This window comes from Ruegeria sp. AD2(2025) (assembly GCF_056542385.1).
The window spans coordinates 585,946-601,717 of sequence record NZ_JBQFZS010000001.1 but is presented as its reverse complement, the minus strand read 5'-3'; the positions used below and the strand labels follow the sequence as shown (position 1 = coordinate 601,717).

12 protein-coding genes are annotated in these 15,772 nt (G+C 62.3%); 4 read left to right on the top strand and 8 right to left on the bottom strand.

All coding sequences use genetic code 11. The features are described from left to right. Window positions 1-83: 83 nt before the first annotated feature. The 3 genes from ispG to hemA form a co-directional block, all read right to left on the bottom strand. Entirely contained in the window at window positions 84-1,205 is a 1,122-nt protein-coding gene (ispG, locus tag ACR1XV_RS02975; protein WP_480528805.1) for a flavodoxin-dependent (E)-4-hydroxy-3-methylbut-2-enyl-diphosphate synthase, read from the bottom strand. 70 nt (window positions 1,206-1,275) lie between these two features. Beyond that, window positions 1,276-2,490 carry a helix-turn-helix domain-containing protein gene (locus ACR1XV_RS02970; protein WP_480528804.1) on the bottom strand — a complete coding sequence of 405 codons (1,215 nt, stop codon included), beginning with the start codon at window positions 2,488-2,490 and terminating at the stop codon, window positions 1,276-1,278. A gap of 130 nt (window positions 2,491-2,620) precedes the next feature. After that, window positions 2,621-3,844 (bottom strand): 5-aminolevulinate synthase, encoded by a 1,224-nt coding sequence (gene hemA / locus ACR1XV_RS02965; RefSeq protein WP_480528803.1) that lies wholly within the window; start codon window positions 3,842-3,844, stop codon window positions 2,621-2,623. Between the two features lie 312 nt (window positions 3,845-4,156). Here hemA and ACR1XV_RS02960 point away from each other — a divergent pair, with 312 nt between their 5' ends. After that, window positions 4,157-5,542: a dipeptidase gene (locus ACR1XV_RS02960; RefSeq protein WP_480528801.1), complete on the top strand. Its 1,386-nt coding sequence runs from the start codon at window positions 4,157-4,159 to the stop codon at window positions 5,540-5,542. Between the two features lie 134 nt (window positions 5,543-5,676). On the opposite strand, the gene lpdA is transcribed toward ACR1XV_RS02960, so the two are convergent. Then, on the bottom strand, window positions 5,677-7,071 hold the full coding sequence (gene lpdA / locus ACR1XV_RS02955; RefSeq protein ID WP_480528800.1) for a dihydrolipoyl dehydrogenase: 1,395 nt from the start codon (window positions 7,069-7,071) through the stop codon (window positions 5,677-5,679). A 204-nt stretch (window positions 7,072-7,275) separates the two neighbouring features. On the opposite strand from lpdA, the gene ACR1XV_RS02950 reads away from it, so the two are divergent. Continuing rightward, on the top strand, window positions 7,276-7,710 hold the full coding sequence (locus ACR1XV_RS02950) for a hypothetical protein (RefSeq protein WP_480528799.1): 435 nt from the start codon (window positions 7,276-7,278) through the stop codon (window positions 7,708-7,710). Here ACR1XV_RS02950 and ACR1XV_RS02945 read toward each other — a convergent pair. From ACR1XV_RS02945 to ACR1XV_RS02930, 4 genes are all read right to left on the bottom strand, one after another. Continuing rightward, the gene (locus ACR1XV_RS02945; protein ID WP_480528798.1) at window positions 7,707-8,288 is read right to left on the bottom strand and encodes a DUF924 family protein; all 582 of its coding nucleotides are present in this window, start codon (window positions 8,286-8,288) and stop codon (window positions 7,707-7,709) included. The genes ACR1XV_RS02950 and ACR1XV_RS02945 overlap by 4 nt on opposite strands. A 107-nt stretch (window positions 8,289-8,395) precedes the next feature. Beyond that, window positions 8,396-9,670, bottom strand: a complete 1,275-nt coding sequence (locus tag ACR1XV_RS02940; RefSeq protein ID WP_480528797.1) for an MFS transporter — start codon at window positions 9,668-9,670, stop codon at window positions 8,396-8,398. Window positions 9,671-9,774: 104 nt separating this feature from the next. Then, the gene (gene queA / locus ACR1XV_RS02935; RefSeq protein WP_480528796.1) at window positions 9,775-10,821 is read right to left on the bottom strand and encodes a tRNA preQ1(34) S-adenosylmethionine ribosyltransferase-isomerase QueA; all 1,047 of its coding nucleotides are present in this window, start codon (window positions 10,819-10,821) and stop codon (window positions 9,775-9,777) included. A 45-nt stretch (window positions 10,822-10,866) separates the two neighbouring features. Beyond that, window positions 10,867-14,250, bottom strand: coding sequence for a YhdP family protein (locus ACR1XV_RS02930; RefSeq protein ID WP_480528795.1), 3,384 nt, complete (start codon window positions 14,248-14,250; stop codon window positions 10,867-10,869). A 70-nt stretch (window positions 14,251-14,320) separates the two neighbouring features. On the opposite strand from ACR1XV_RS02930, the gene ACR1XV_RS02925 reads away from it, so the two are divergent. Both ACR1XV_RS02925 and ACR1XV_RS02920 read left to right on the top strand, forming a co-directional pair. Continuing rightward, window positions 14,321-14,782, top strand: a complete 462-nt coding sequence (locus ACR1XV_RS02925; protein ID WP_480528794.1) for a peroxiredoxin — start codon at window positions 14,321-14,323, stop codon at window positions 14,780-14,782. Window positions 14,783-14,867: 85 nt separating this feature from the next. Then, window positions 14,868-15,686, top strand: a complete 819-nt coding sequence (locus tag ACR1XV_RS02920) for a ferritin-like domain-containing protein (RefSeq protein ID WP_480529287.1) — start codon at window positions 14,868-14,870, stop codon at window positions 15,684-15,686. Window positions 15,687-15,772: the final 86 nt, after the last annotated feature.

Genomic DNA, 15,772 nt, shown 5'->3' with positions numbered 1-15,772 from the left:
CGTTCCTCGTACCGCAACCAAGCATATACACCCGCCGCCCAAATCACGATGACCGGTACCTGTGCGCGCCTTGAGCCCCAGCGTTATTCTGCCGCCTCAGCTGCTGCATCCAGCTCGGCTGCCTTCTTCTCAACCTCTTCCACGATATGATCGATCATCTGAGCGTTCGACATCTTGTGGCTGGCCTTGCCCGCCAGATAGACCATGCCGGCCCCGGCCCCGCCGCCGGTGAAGCCGACATCGGTCATCAGCGCTTCTCCCGGGCCGTTTACCACGCAGCCGATAACCGACAGGCTCATGGGCGTCTTGATGTGCTCCAGCCGATGTTCCAGCGCCTCAACCGTTTTGATCACGTCAAACCCCTGCCGCGCGCAGGAGGGGCATGAGATGATGTTGACGCCGCGATGGCGCAGGCCCAGAGACTTCAGGATTTCAAAGCCGACCTTGACCTCTTCCACCGGATCGGCGGACAGGCTGACGCGGATCGTGTCGCCGATGCCCATCCACAGCAGGTTGCCCAGACCGATGGCTGATTTGATCGTGCCGCTGACCAGCCCTCCAGCCTCGGTGATGCCCAGATGGATCGGCGCGTCGGTGGCTTCGGCGATGCCCTGATAGGCGGCGGCTGACAGAAAAACATCACTGGCTTTCACACTGATCTTGAAGTTGTGAAAGTCGTTATCCTCAAGGATACGGATATGTTCCAGCCCGCTTTCCACCATCGCCTCGGGGCACGGTTCGGCGTATTTCTCAAGCAGGTGCTTTTCCAAGCTGCCTGCATTCACCCCGATCCGGATCGAGCAATTGTGGTCCCGCGCCGCGGCGATCACCTCTTTCACCCGCTTTTCGTCACCGATATTGCCCGGGTTGATCCGCAGGCAGGCGGCCCCGGCCTCGGCGGCTTCGATCCCGCGGCGATAGTGGAAATGAATGTCGGCCACGATGGGCACCGGGCTTTCGCGCACGATCTCTTTCAACGCTTCGGAAGATGCTTCATCGGGGACCGAGACGCGTACGATGTCCGCCCCCGCCTCAGCCGCCGCCTGTACCTGCGCGACGGTGGCCGCGACATCGGTGGTCAGCGTGTTGGTCATGGTCTGCACGGCAATCGGCGCATCCCCCCCGACGGGCACATTGCCGACCATGATCTGTCGGGATTTGCGGCGATAGATATCGCGCCACGGACGTACGGGATTGTGGGACATGTCGATCGGTCCGGATCAGCCTGAGTTGCGCCTTAGATAGTTCGCCAACCCGGCGGGAGCAATGCCAAGATCACTCGGCGGGCGCTTCTGCCGCCTCGGTCTGCAGTTCGGCGACCAACTGCTTGAGTGCGCTGTTCTGATCGGCTTCAAGATCGGCCACGGCGAAATTCTCGGCCACTGCATCCTTGGACAGGACAACACCCTTGGTCACGGTGCCGGGTGCACCGACCGGGCCAAAATGTTCGCCATTCATCGAGAAATAGACAGACCCCGAGGCCCCTGCCCGCAACTGCGGCGGTTCTTCGGTCAGCGGCACTTCGAACGTGCTGCCCTGTTCGACCGTGCCCAAGGTGCCTTCGAAGATCACGCTGCCATCTGCGGCGGTGACGCGCATCCAAGACGGGTTCACGGCCACGATCTTCAGCGTCGTATCCAGTTGTTCGACCACCTGCGGCAGCGCCGGACGTTCGACCGTATGAACTTCTGTCACCTGAATTTGCGGCGGCTCAGGCGCGCGGAAGGTGCCAACCGTCCGGGGGTCAAGCGTCGAAATCGGCGCATCGCGCGCCACCAGCACCGGCACATCCAGCGCCTGCGGGCGATACAGCCGGTCCAGCGCCTCAGAGCTTGGTACGTCAGCGCGGGCCAGCTCGGTTTCTTCCGTCCGCGCTTGCGCCGCGTCCAGCGGATCAAGGTCGGTCAGTACGACGGGCGCTTGCTCAACCGGGCTGACCTGCACCTGCTGGATGCGGTTCAGGACGGACCAGCCGCCATAGCCAATGCCGCCGATGACTGCGAGCAGAACCAGGGTCGAGCCAATGGCCCGCGGCTCAATCTGGCTGACAACGGATTCGCGGCCCGGAATATAAGGCGTGTTGGGCGAGACAAAGGGATCCCGCCCCATCGGTCCACGCGCGGGCAGACCGCCCGGTGCTTTCTTGACCACAGACGCCTCGGCCGACATGCCATGGGCGACCTCAAAGCCGCTTTCCTTGCAGAAGGTCTGAAACGTCTCGTCTGGGTTCATGCCCAGATAACGGGCGTAGGACCGCACATACCCGGCGATGAAACCGGGCGTGTCAAAGGCGTCGGGATCGGCGTTTTCGATGGCAGCGATGTAGTTGGCCTTGATCCGCAGTTCACGCTGCACATCCAGAAGAGACTTGCCCATCGTCGCGCGTTCGCCGCGCATGACATCGCCAAGCCGCACCTCATAGTCATCAAACCCCTTGGGTCTGACATCCATGTCCTCTTCGGAATCGCGCTGTGATCTGCGCCCAATCATTCCTGCTGCCCCATCTTTGCCTGTCGCGTGTTACGCGTCAGCGGCGAATCGCCCCTATGACGATTCGTCCGCTACTTTTGTTAGCTTAAGCCTAACACGCAGCAAACTCGTTGCACACTTTGGTGTGAGGTTATCCAGCAAGTTCGGCGCGATTTAGCGCACAATGTGACCAAAGTTCGTCCATCGCCTGCACCAGACGGTTCATTTCATCAGGCCCATGCACCGGAGACGGGGTAAAGCGCAGGCGCTCGGTGCCACGCGGAACGGTCGGGAAATTGATGGGCTGAACATAGATGCCGTAGTCATCCAGCAGCCGGTCGCTGAGGATCTTGGTATGCACCGGATCACCAACGATCACGGGCACGATATGACTGCCATGGTCGATCAGCGGCAGACCCAGCCCCTTGAGGCGCAGCTTGAGGATCTTAGCCTGCGTCTGGTGCTGCTCACGCAGCTCGGGCGTCCGCTTGAGATGCGCGACCGAGGCCGCAGCCCCCGCCGCAACCGCAGGCGGCAGCGAGGTGGTGAAGATAAAGCCCGGCGCATATGAGCGCACGGCGTCACACATTTTTGCGCTGGCGGCGATATAGCCACCCATCACGCCATAGGCCTTGGCCAGCGTGCCGTTGATGATGTCGATGCGATGGGCCAGCCGATCACGCTCGGTCACGCCGCCGCCGCGGGGGCCGTACATGCCAACCGCGTGGACCTCGTCGATATAGGTCAGCGCGCCGAATTCATCGGCCAGATCGCAGATCTCCTCGATCGGTCCGAAATCGCCATCCATCGAATAGACCGATTCAAACGCGATCAGCTTGGGGGCCGCGGGATCGTCCGCTGCCATCAGCTCGCGCAGATGTTCAACATCGTTGTGGCGGAAGATACGCTTGGCCCCGCCGTTGCGGCGCACGCCTTCAATCATCGAGGCATGGTTCAGCGCATCGGAATAGATGATCAGGCCGGGGAACAGCTTGGGCAGCGTGCTCAGCGTCGCGTCATTGGCGATATACGCGCTTGTGAACAACAGCGCCGCCTCTTTGCCATGCAGGTCAGCGAGTTCAACCTCAAGCCGCTTGTGATAAACGGTGGTGCCCGAAATGTTGCGCGTCCCGCCCGAGCCCGCGCCGGCAGCATCCAACGCCTCGTGCATGGCATCCAGAACAACCGGGTTCTGCCCCATGCCCAGATAGTCATTGCCACACCAGACGGTGATATTCTGCTGCGACCCGTCCGGGCAGGTGCGGACCGCGTGGGGGAAGTGCCCGTTGCGGCGTTCAATGTCGATAAAAGTCCGGTAACGGCCTTCGTCATGCAGCCTGGCAATCGCTGAATCGAGCTGAGCAGTATAGTCCAACGGACCCTCCCTGGATGCCCGGCCTCTGTTCGCGGCAGCCGGGCGGCTGTTTGTCCCGCGCCCCGCTGGGCGTCGGATTACGTTCCTCTGAACCACTCAAGTATAATCCAGAAAAAGCTGCATCATTGATTTGCATCAAATATCGACCTAAACCTCAGTCGACAAGTGGTGTTACGCCCATCCGACGCGAGGAAACGACGCAGGGCGACTCAATACCCCAATGCATAGCCGGTTTTCGATGAACGCGTGTTGGAGGGCCCTCCCCACGCTGCTACATACCCTACCAAATTCAGGACAATTCAGGAGAACACCATGTCGCTTGACGCCGTACTGAGCCGGATCGATTCCGATCTGACCCCCTCCATCGACCGCCTGATGGAGTTTCTGCGCATCCCCTCGGTCTCGACCGACCCCGAGTATGATCAGCAGGTCGAACAGGCCGCCGACTGGCTGGTCGCCGATCTGCAAAGCCTGGGTGTTCGGGCCGAGAAACGCGCCACAACCGGGCACCCGATGGTTGTTGGCCAAGTGGGCGAAGGCGAAGACGGACCGCATCTGCTGTTCTATGGCCACTACGACGTGCAGCCCGTGGACCCGCTGGAACTGTGGAACCGTGACCCGTTCGATCCTGCGCTGGAAGACACCGACCAAGGTCAGGTCATCCGCGGGCGCGGGGCATCCGACGACAAGGGCCAACTGATGACCTTTGTCGAGGCCTGCCGCGCCTGGAAAGCCGTTCATGGCAAAATGCCCTGCCGCATCACCTTCTTCTTCGAAGGCGAAGAGGAATCCGGTTCGCCCTCGCTGGCGCCGTTCCTCAAGGAACATGCCGAGGAGCTGAAGGCCGATCTTGCGCTGGTCTGTGATACGTCCATGGTCTCGCGCGGCGTCCCGTCGATTGCCTCGCAACTGCGCGGCCTGCTCGAAGAGGAATTCACCCTCACCGGCCCGCGCATCGACCTGCATTCGGGCCACTACGGCGGCCCCGGCCTGAACCCGCTGCGCGAAGTGTCCAAGATCATCGCGTCGTTCTATGACGAAGACACCGGTCGCGTCGCCGTCGACGGCTTCTACAAAGGCGTCCACGAGGTCTCGGCCGAGCAACTGCGCCAGTGGGAAAACTGCGGCTTTGACGAGGCGGAATATCTGAACTCGGTGGGCTATTCCCAGCCGCACGGCGAAAAGGGATACTCGACGCTGGCACAGCAATGGGCCCGTCCGACGCTCGAGATCAACGGCCTCTGGGGCGGCTATCAAGGTGTCGGGACCAAAACCGTGATCCCGTCCGAGGCGCATTGCAAGATCACCTGCCGTCTGGTCGGCGACATGGACCCCGCCGCGCTGCGCGGCAAGATCCGCAAACACGTCGAGGACCGCCTGTCGACCGACGCGAAAATCGCGTGGGAGGATAACGTGGCCGGCGACCCAGCCTCGGTCATGAACCTCGACCGCCCCGAATTCGAAGCCGCCCGCGGCGCGCTATCCGAAGAATGGAACCGCGAGGCCGTCTTTACCGGCATGGGCGGCTCGATCCCCGTGGTCGGCTACTTCCACGAGATCCTAGGACTGGATTCGATGCTGGTGGGCTATGCCAATGACGATGACGCCATCCACTCGCCCAACGAGAAATATGACGTCAAAAGCTTCCACAAGGGCATCCGCTCTTGGGCCCGCATTCTGGACGCTCTGAACCGTTAGGACTTTTTGCGAGGCTCTGCCTCGCGCTCCGGGATATTTTTAGCCAGATGAAGTGCGGATCCCCTGTTTCATCTGGCCAATAAATATCCCGGGGGAGTCGCGGCTTGCCGCGGCGGGGGCAGAGCCCCCTTCCCTTACATATGGATCACACGCCCATAGGCATCCAGAACGCTTTCATGCATCATCTCTGAAAGGGTGGGATGCGGGAAGACCGTGTTCATCAGGTCTTCTTCGGTGGTCTCCAACTGGCGGCCCACCACATAGCCCTGGATCATCTCGGTCACTTCTGCCCCGATCATGTGTGCACCCAGAAGTTCTCCGGTCTTGGCGTCGAAGATGGTCTTGATCATCCCTTCGGGCTCACCCAACGCGATGGCCTTGCCGTTGCCGATGAAGGGGAAGCGCCCGACCTTGATGTCATAGCCCAGTTCTTTGGCCTTGGCTTCAGTATAACCCACCGACGCGACCTGAGGCTGGCAGTAGGTGCAGCCTGCGATGCTTTCGGGTTTGACGGGATGCGCATGTTTGCCCGCGATCAGTTCAGCGACCATGACGCCCTCGTGGCTGGCCTTATGCGCCAACCAGGGCGCACCCGCGATGTCACCGATGGCATAGAGGCCGTCGACCCCGGTCCGGCAGAATTCATCAGTGACCACATGGGTCCGGTCGATCTTGACACCCAGAGCCTCAAGCCCAAGGTTTTCGACATTGCCCACGATACCGACGGCCGAGATCACGGTGTCAAAGTCGTGCTTTTCGACCTTGCCCTTCACTTCGATATGCGCGGTCACCTTGCCTTTGGCGCGGTCCAATTGCTTGACCATCGCCTTTTCCATGATCTTCATGCCCTGCTTGGTGAAGGCTTTCTTGGCGAAGGCGCTGATTTCCGCGTCTTCGACGGGCAGTACGCGGTCCATGACCTCGACCACGGTCGTGTCCGCACCCAGCGTGTTGTAGAAGCTGGCGAATTCGATGCCGATTGCGCCCGAGCCGATGACCAACAGTTTCTTGGGCATCCGCGGCGGCTGCAGCGCGTGCTTGTAGGTCCAGACCAGATCACCGTCGGCCTCAAGTCCCGGCAGTTCGCGCGCCCGCGCGCCCGTGGCCAACACGATATTCTTGGCCGTCAGCTCTTCGGTGCCTTTGTCGGTCTTGACGCTGACCTTGCCCTTGGCGGGGATCGTTGCCTCACCCATCACCACGGTCACCTTGTTTTTCTTCAGCAGATGCCCGATGCCACCTGACAGCTGCGCCGCAACCCCGCGCGAGCGTTTGACGACCGCGTCCAGATCATAGCCGACCTTGTCCGCCTTCAAACCGAAATCCTTGGCGCGCTCCATCAGATGGAACACCTCGGACGAGCGCAGCAGCGCCTTGGTCGGGATACAGCCCCAGTTCAGGCAGATGCCGCCCAGATGCTCACGCTCGACAATGGCGGTTTTCAGGCCCAGCTGGGTTGCGCGAATAGCGGCGACATAGCCCCCGGGGCCGGCCCCGATTACGATCAGATCATAAGATTGTGCAGCCATGTATCCCTCTCGGCGCAGGTCGGTTTCAAAACTAGTTTACCGTTAAACTATTTTTTTCAACGCATCAACAGCGCTGCCCGCGACATATGTGACGCAGGGTCAGATCGCCGGTTCAGCGCCGATTTCAGCCTATACCCGTACCTTCCGAAAGGCTAGAACCGAACCCGACCGCATTCATATCCGTTTATTTCAGAGAGGCCTGTCATGGCAAAAACCCTCAAAGATCTGTTGCTTGCCCTGTTGAACGCGACCCTGATCCTGCTGGCCTTATGCCTGTTTCTCGGCTGGAAATTGGCCCAGTCGGTCGACACCATCCGAACCGGGTTTGCCCAGAACCTGCAGCTGGTGACCCCGCTGCGCGATCAGGCGCAGGGCATTCGCGGAGAGCTGAGCGCGCTGCGCAGCGATCTGGCTGCGATCCGAGCTCAGGAGGGCGTACTGGATTCAGCTGATCGGCAAAAACTCAACGCCACCTTGCAGCGGCTGGGTAAGCTGGAAGAGGGCCTGGAAAGCACTCAGGCCCGGCTGGCGGGCCTGGTGAATAATCCCGAAGACCTGATCGACCACGCCATCACCACCTCGGTCGACCGCGTGACCAATAACCTTCTAACCGTTCGGGGATGTGTGCCGGCGACTTAGGTCGCGCCGGCCTGCAGTTCGCGTACCGTCGCCCCGTAGCCGCCATTGCTAACATATGCGGCCTCGTGTTCAGTTGTATTTCGATCCAGCGCATCGTTGCGATATGGGAAACGACCGAACTTGCGGATCACCTCGCGATGGGCGCGCGCGTGCAGCAGATTGCTCTCGCCATCCTGCGGCATCCGTTCGTGCATCAGACGCACACAGCGTTCCTGATCGCACAGGTTTTCCGAATGCATCATCGGCAGATAGAAGAACTGCCGCGCCGGCTCGTCGATTTTCATGTCCCAGCCTTTATCGACGGCACATTTTGCAGCCGCCAACGCCGCGCGATCCGTCGCAAACGCTTGCGCGCTGCCGCGGAACATATTGCGAGGCAATTGATCCATAAGGATAATATAGGCCAGCGAACCGCTGGGATAGGTCAGCCAAAGCGAGAATTTGCCCTCGCACGCGGCTTTCCATGTTGCCAGAAATCTGTCGCGGATTTGCGCATCCAGCGCATCATCCTGCAGGTACCACCCCTTGGGGCCAACCTCATCCAACCAGAAACTCAATACTTCTTCAGGACCGACCATTGCCCGAGACTCCGTAATTGTCCTCCCCAGGGACGTAACGTCATTTAAATCTCTTTTACAGATTTGTCACAGTAACATATTGCAACACAAAAGTCACAAATCCGGCGTCAGGCAGGTTCCTGCGTATCCGAGTCATCCTGCGCCGCCTCGATGGCGACCTCTTGGGCAACCTCAAGGGCCACGGGCGATGATGTTGGATAGAGCGGCGCGATCGCTCCGGTCTCATCCACCGGCACATAGGCGCGCTGGGTCATGCGGTAGGCCGCGTAGATCGCCATGGTGAACATCAGGGTCGCGATGAACAAGAAGAATCCCGACGGCCCCAGCAGGCCAAGCCCCATGAGCCAGCCGGTGATGATCGGGCCCGCGATGGCACCCAGGCCGTTGATAAACACCAACCCGCCCGAGGCGGCGGACATATCGTCATATTCCAGATAGTCGTTGGTATATGCGATCAGCAGGGAATAGAGCGGGCTGGTCATCCCCCCGATCGAAAACGCCGACAGCAAGAGCACCGGGAATGCGCCCGCGCCGAGCATCATGCCGACCAACGCACCGAAACCGCCTACGGCCGCCACCAGCAGGATCAGGATACGCCGGTCCATGCGGTCTGAAATCCAGCCAATCGGATATTGCAACAAGACGGCACCGACATAGAACGCCGCGACGAAGGTCGAAATCTCGACCAGCGACAGCCCGGCCTGTGCGCCATAAACCGCGCTCATCCCGAACTGGGCCGAGAACACGCCCCCCAAAAGGAACATGCCGACACAGCCCAGCGGCGAGGTTTCCAACAGCTTGCGCAGCGTCATCGGCTTGGTGGTATCAAACGCAGGGGTTGGCGAGATCGACAGCAGAATGGGCGCGAAGGACACCGAGACCAGGATCGAGGCGATCACAAAGGTCTCGTACCCCGCAGGGTCGCCCACCAGCATCAGTGCCTGCGCGCTGACGACACCCGCCATCTGGACGATCATATAGAGGGACAGAGCCTGCCCCCGGTTTTCATTGCTGGCCGCATTATTCAGCCAGCTTTCCGCCGTCACATACACGCCGGAAAAGCAGAACCCGATCACGACCCGGCCCAGCGACCACGCAATCGGGTCGGTCAGCATCGGATACATGATCATCACGGCAGAAATAAACGAAGCCAACGCCGCAAACACCCGCACATGGCCGACCCGTCGGATCATCTCGGGCGCCAGACGCGAGCCGCCGAGGAAGCCCAGGAAATAGGCCGACATCACAAATGACATCTGAAGCGTCGAAAACCCTTCGATCTCACCGCGCACGCCCAGCAACGTGCCCTGCAGGCCGTTGCCGACCATCAGCAGCCCCATGCCGAGAAGAAGCGCCCAAGCGCTGGAGAGAACCTGAAGCATGTCGCCCGTCCAAATGCCGAAACCAAGTGTCGATCTGCGCTCAAATACCGTCTGCGTCGCGTTTGTCTACGACATTGTGAGGACGCTAACGGAAAAGTTGCGCGCTAGGGGATGAGCAGCGAGGCATCGCCGTAAGAGAAGAACCGATAGTCTTCGCCAATGGCATGGTCATAGACCGCTCGCATCCGGTCCCGCCCCATCAGCGCCGAAACCAGCATCAGCAGCGTGGATTTGGGCAGGTGGAAATTCGTCATCAACGCGTCCGCTGCATGGAACTGAAAGCCCGGGTAGATGAAAATGTCGGTCTCGCCTTCCCACGGCGCGATCTCTCCGCCCCGTGCGGCGCTTTCGATCAGGCGCAGCGCGGTGGTACCCACCGGGATCACCCGCGCGCCTGCGGCCTTGGTCGCGGCGATCTCGGCAGCGGCCTGCGGGCTGACCCGGCCCCATTCGGCGTGCATCTTGTGGGTCGTCACATCCTCGACCTTCACCGGCAGGAACGTGCCCGCGCCCACATGCAGGGTCACATGAGTGAACTCCACACCGCGCGCGGCCAGTGCCTGCAGCAGCGCATCGTCGAAATGCAGCGAGGCCGTGGGGGCTGCAACCGCCCCGGAATGCCGTGCCCAAACGGTCTGATAATCGGTCTTGTCCTGCTCGTCCGCGGCGCGTTTCGCGGCAATATATGGCGGTAGCGGCATCGCGCCTGCGTGTTCCAGCGCCTTGTCAAAATCCTCGCCCGTCAGGTTGAAGCGCAGAAGGGCCTGCCCGTCGACAACCCGGTCCAGCGTGGCGCTGAGATCGTCGGAAAAGACAATCTCCTCACCCGGTTTGACCTTCTTCAACGGCTTGATCAGTGCGCTCCAACAGCCATCGGCCTGCGGGTCCAGCAAGGTTGCCTCGATCGCCGCGGAAACCGGGCCTTGGGCGCTGTTGCGGTGGCGGCGTCCGTTCAGGCGCGCGGGGATGACACGGGTGTCGTTCAGCACCAGACGGTCGCCGGGCTGCAACAAATCGGGCAGATCAAACACGCGCTGGTCGCGGATCACATCGCCTTGCGCCACCAGCAAACGCGCCGCGCTTCGCGGGCTGGCAGGCCGCGTGGCGATCAGGTGTTCAGGCAGGTGAAAATCGAAGTCGCTCAGTTTCATGGCCGCGCCATACATCGCCGCAACAGATTCGGCTACCGCCGGCGATCAGCGGTCCTCGCCCCGCGACTGCAGGGCGGGATGCGGCGTGTCGGACCGGTCCGGCGTGGCGTTCGGGCCGTCCGAGACCGTTGGCGCAGGTTGGCGCATCAGATTGCGCAGGAACAGCGGGGCCAGTCCCGACAGCGGATTGACCGAGACCTTGGGATCGGTCAGCGGCCCGGTCAGCGTGTAGTTAAAGGCAAACACCCCCTCGCCCTTGCGGGTCAGCACGCTGCCGATGGCGTTCAGCAGGTAGATCGGGGAAATCGCGCCGCGCAGGTTCAGGGCGCCCGCGACCGTATCAATCGTGCCATCGAAGGACAGACCCATCGAAGGACCCACGGCGCTGCCGCTGAGGATTTTCACCTCGGTGGGCGTGATGCGCATCTTGCTGTCGATCCCTGCAAAGAAAATACCCTGCCCCGCCATTTCATCCAGCAGCCCCACAAGGCTGATCGCGTTCAGCAGAGCCGCCATGGCCGGGGCATCCTTGATCCGCGTGTTCTCGATCCGCAGATCGACGTCATAGTTTCCGGGCTCGGCAATCGGGTCAAGCTGCAGTTGCAGGCTGCCGCCACGAGCCTGAGTGATAATGCCCGCAGACCGCATCACCGCGCCTGCATCTTCCGACGTCAGGCCAACCGCGCTGCGCCCGCTGTGCGGGGCCACCTGCCCCTTGACCGGCGCGCCTCCGTTGACCTGCGCCGCAAACGCGCCGGTCAGCCCGCCGGTAGTTTGGAACGATCCGGTCAGCCCTGTCAGCGCAACCGTCTCGGTCACCTGCAACCGGTCCAGTGTCACGTCCATCTTGGGCCCTGGCCCTCCGGCCCCGCCGTCGCTGCCGCCTTCGCCAATGGTCGATTTACCCAGATCCAGCACGCCGCCCAGAACCCGGATATCGGGCAGCGCGTCGCCACGCCCGATCAGCTCGGCCGGAACCGCCAGCCAGTCGCCCAGTTCGAACGAGCTGAACCGGACCCGGTCAAAATCCCCGTCTCGGAACGAAATCGTCGCCGAGGCCCGCAGCCCTGCCGTATCGATCCGCAGCGCATCGACGCTGAGCTGCGCGCCCAGCGTGGCCTCGGCCGTCAAGGTGCCGCTGGCCGCGGCCGGTTTGCGCCAGCCAAGCTCGGGGATGGCCAATGCAGTCCCGGCCAGATCAGATTGCGCCCGCAGCTTCGGCGGCGCGCCCGCGCCGATATCCAGCGTGAAATCCGCCAGCGCCTGTCCCGTCAGCATCCCGCGCGGCAGCCCCGCATGGATCTGGTCCAGCAGCCGGGGCGAGAATTCGATCTGACCGGTCAGAGTGCTGCGCTGCGCGGTCTCGCCTCCGATCGGCTGCTGCCACTTCGCGGTAACCGGGACGATGCCGAACAGACCTTCGCCGTCGATCGAAACCCCGGTCTGGTCCCCGCTGAGGCGCAGCCGGTCGGCGCTGATCTCAAATCCCGGCACCAGCTTGTCACTGTCCAGATCGGCCAGCGTACCGTCGAAATGGAACCGGGTATCTTCCAACTTCAGCCCCTTGATCAGCGGCAGCGACAGCGTACCGGCAAGGTGCACCTGACCGTAGGCCAGATCGACAGGCAGGTTGGCTTTGCTCAACAGCGCCAACGGAGGGCGATCCAGCAGGGACAGGCCCGCCGTCACGCTGCCGCTGGCCTGAATCCGCGCGATGCCCGGCGTTCCCTTCTTGATCCCCGTATCAGGAATGATGAACGAGGTGCCCGAGGCATCCACCGCCCCGCCCTCATCCGCAATCACCACGCCTTTCTGGGCCGTCACAGTAAAGCGGCGGTTCAGCAGGCTGGCCTGCCCCTGCGCCTCTTGTACCGGGGGCAGCGTCTTGGCGAACCGCAAGCTGGTCTTGTCGAACTCGAAATCCGCATAGATGTCGGGCTTTTCGCCGGGCCGCAGCCGCAGGGCAAAGTCCAGATCGGACATTTCGCCGTAATGCAAGTTCTCAGTGACCCACAGGCGCGGCTTGGGGGCCAGCCTCTCGGGCCAGTATTTCAGCAGTTGATCCGAATTCATCTGGTCGATCTGGGCGTCGATCTGGGCCTGCCAGCCCTCAGACAACCCGGCCAGCGCCCCGCTGAGGCGCAACCGGTGCTCGCCATCCTCGACCGTCATCTGCCCCACGCGCATCCGGAACGGGGCAAGCTTCATCTGGAAATCCACCTCCGCCCGCGTCAGGTTCAGTGCCTCGGGGAACAGGTTGGCGGGGTTAACCTCAATCCCGCTCAGGCGGAACTGCCCTGCCATGCTGTCCAGCCGCCCGGCCTCAACCCCGTTAAGAAATGCCTTGCCGTCGGCATGGACTTCTCCCCAAGCCGAGTTGATCGATATCTCGTTGAAATCCAGCACTTCCTGTTTTGGATCATAGGTGAAATAGGTACGCGCCGAGTCGAACCGGACCGGAACGGTTTCCGGCGTTGGCTGCACCGCTCCTTCACCCAGGTTCAGCGTGGCAAAGACAGGCCCCAGTGCTCCATCGGCGTCGACGCTGCCCCGCAACGCCCCAGAGATCGGCGTCCGCAGCACCTGCATCCACGCCAGCGCGGGGCTGTGCCCGGCGATATCCTCGGCGGGCAGATCGGTGATCGACACGCCGAATTGCGCCGCCGCACTGTCGAGCGAGCTGGTATAGTTCGCCTCGATCCCGCTGACATAATCCCGGCCCGCCAGTACCGAGAACCCGGTGGCCAGCCGCACCTCGCGCGCGCTGCGGGTGGCCTGAATATGCCCGCCGTCCAGCACCCATGACCGCCCAAGCCGCAGGTCGCTATAGTCCAACGTGATCGCATCCAGTTGAACCGAGGTCAGCGCCGACAGCGCGGGCGACCGGAACACCTCGTCCGAGGCTTCGATCAGCTGCGCCAGATTCGGAGCCTCGCCCACCGGCGTGCTGCTCGTGCCGACCGTCAGCGACAAAGCCCCATCCTCGCCTCGCGTCAGCGCGATCTGCGCGCCCTGCAGGATGATCCGCTTGGGTCGGACATGGCCGCGCAACAAGGGGCGCATAGCGAGGCTAGCGCGCAGGTCGCGGACCTCGGCCACCTGTTGCCCGGCGGCATCACTGATGCGCACATCGGTCAGGCGCAGGCGCGGACGCCAGCCTTCGTGGATGATAAAGCTGACATCGCCGAACCGGATCTGCACCCCGCCCAGCGCCTGATCCAGCCGCGCCTCGACCCGGTCGCGGACCCATGCGGGCGCGTGCATCGTCTGCCCGACCACCATGAACCCGGTCACCAGCGCCAGCAGCGCCAGAATGAAAACGCCCCGCATGGCCCACAGCCCAGCCGTCCGCCGACGCGACCGGCGGCGCGGCTTTTTGCCGGCTTCCGTCGCATCCTGCTGATCTTGCTGGACCAATTTGCGTTCCACGCCTTTCAACCTGCCCACAGCGCCCTATGATACGAGGCAACCGTTAATATCCTCAGCCCGGAGTCCTCATATGCCCGACGTTTCAGACATCGCCCCTGATTTCACCCTGCCCCGCGACGGCGGCGGAGAGGTTTCCCTGTCGGAACAGCGCGGCCGCGCGGTGGTTCTGTTTTTCTATCCCCGCGATGATACGCCGGGCTGCACCAAGGAATCCATCGGTTTCTCGGAACAGCTTCAAGCGTTTAGCGATGCTGGCGCTCACGTTTTCGGCATCTCGCGCGATAGTGTCGCCAAGCACGACAAGTTCGTCGCCAAGCACGGGCTGACCACACCGCTGCTGTCCGATGACGGGCAGACCGTGTGCGAGGATTACGGCGTCTGGGTCGAAAAGAATATGTATGGCCGCAAATCCATGGGCATCGAACGGTCAACCTTCCTGATCGACGCCGAGGGCAAGATCGCCCGCGTCTGGCGCAAGGTGAAGGTGCCGGGCCACGTCGATGAGGTGCTTGAGGCCGTGCAGGCACTCTGACCCTCTCGACCCGCCCTCGCATCCGCGCTATGCCCCGCGCGGATGCAGCGTAAGGGGGCAAACCGTGGCGAAAACACTGACCCAGATGGCGACCGAGGTTCTGACCACGGCGGATGGGCGGGCCAAGACCGCGTTGTCCAAACGCCACGCCGCCGCATGGTTCGCGTCCCGCAAGGGCAAGGCTGAGCTGATCGAGATCGGAACCGCCACGCCCCCGCGGAACCCTGCGCGCCCTGACAAGCCCGACCTGCTGTCGCCGCGCGATGTCCCGCGCCGTAGGCCGGGGTCCGAGGCGGGGCGCATCGCCCTGCTGCACGCGGTCGCCCATATCGAGCTGAACGCCGTGGACCTGCACTGGGACATCATCGCCCGTTTCGGTCACGTCCCCATGCCCATCGGATTCTATGACGATTGGGTCAAATGCGCCGAAGAAGAATCGCGCCATTTCGAGATGGTCTGCGATTGCCTTGAACAGATGGGCAGCCATTACGGCGCCCTGCCCGCCCATGCCGGAATGTGGCGCGCCGCCGAAGACACAGCCGAGGACCTGATGGGCCGCCTCGCCGTGGTACCCATGGTGCTTGAGGCACGCGGACTAGACGTCACCCCCGGCATGATCGACATCTTCCGCAAGGCCAAGGCAGATGACGCCGTCGCCGCGCTCAAGGTGATCTATGCCGAAGAGGTCGGCCATGTCGCCTATGGCTCGAAATGGTTCCACTTCCTGTGTGGACGCGAGAATGCAGATCCCAAGGATGTATTCCACTCGCTGGTGCGCCGCTATTTCCACAGTACCCTGAAGCCGCCCTTCAACGAGGAAAAGCGCGCCGAGGCCGGATTACCGCCCGATTTCTACTGGCCGCTAACCGAGGACCTGCCACCACCCGGGGTTGTGTCAGACTGACATTAAACGCGCACTTTCGGCAAATTCCCGCCGATCACGTGCGGGAAATCTCCGCCCGGGGCCGTTGACTGGTTAACAAACTTGCC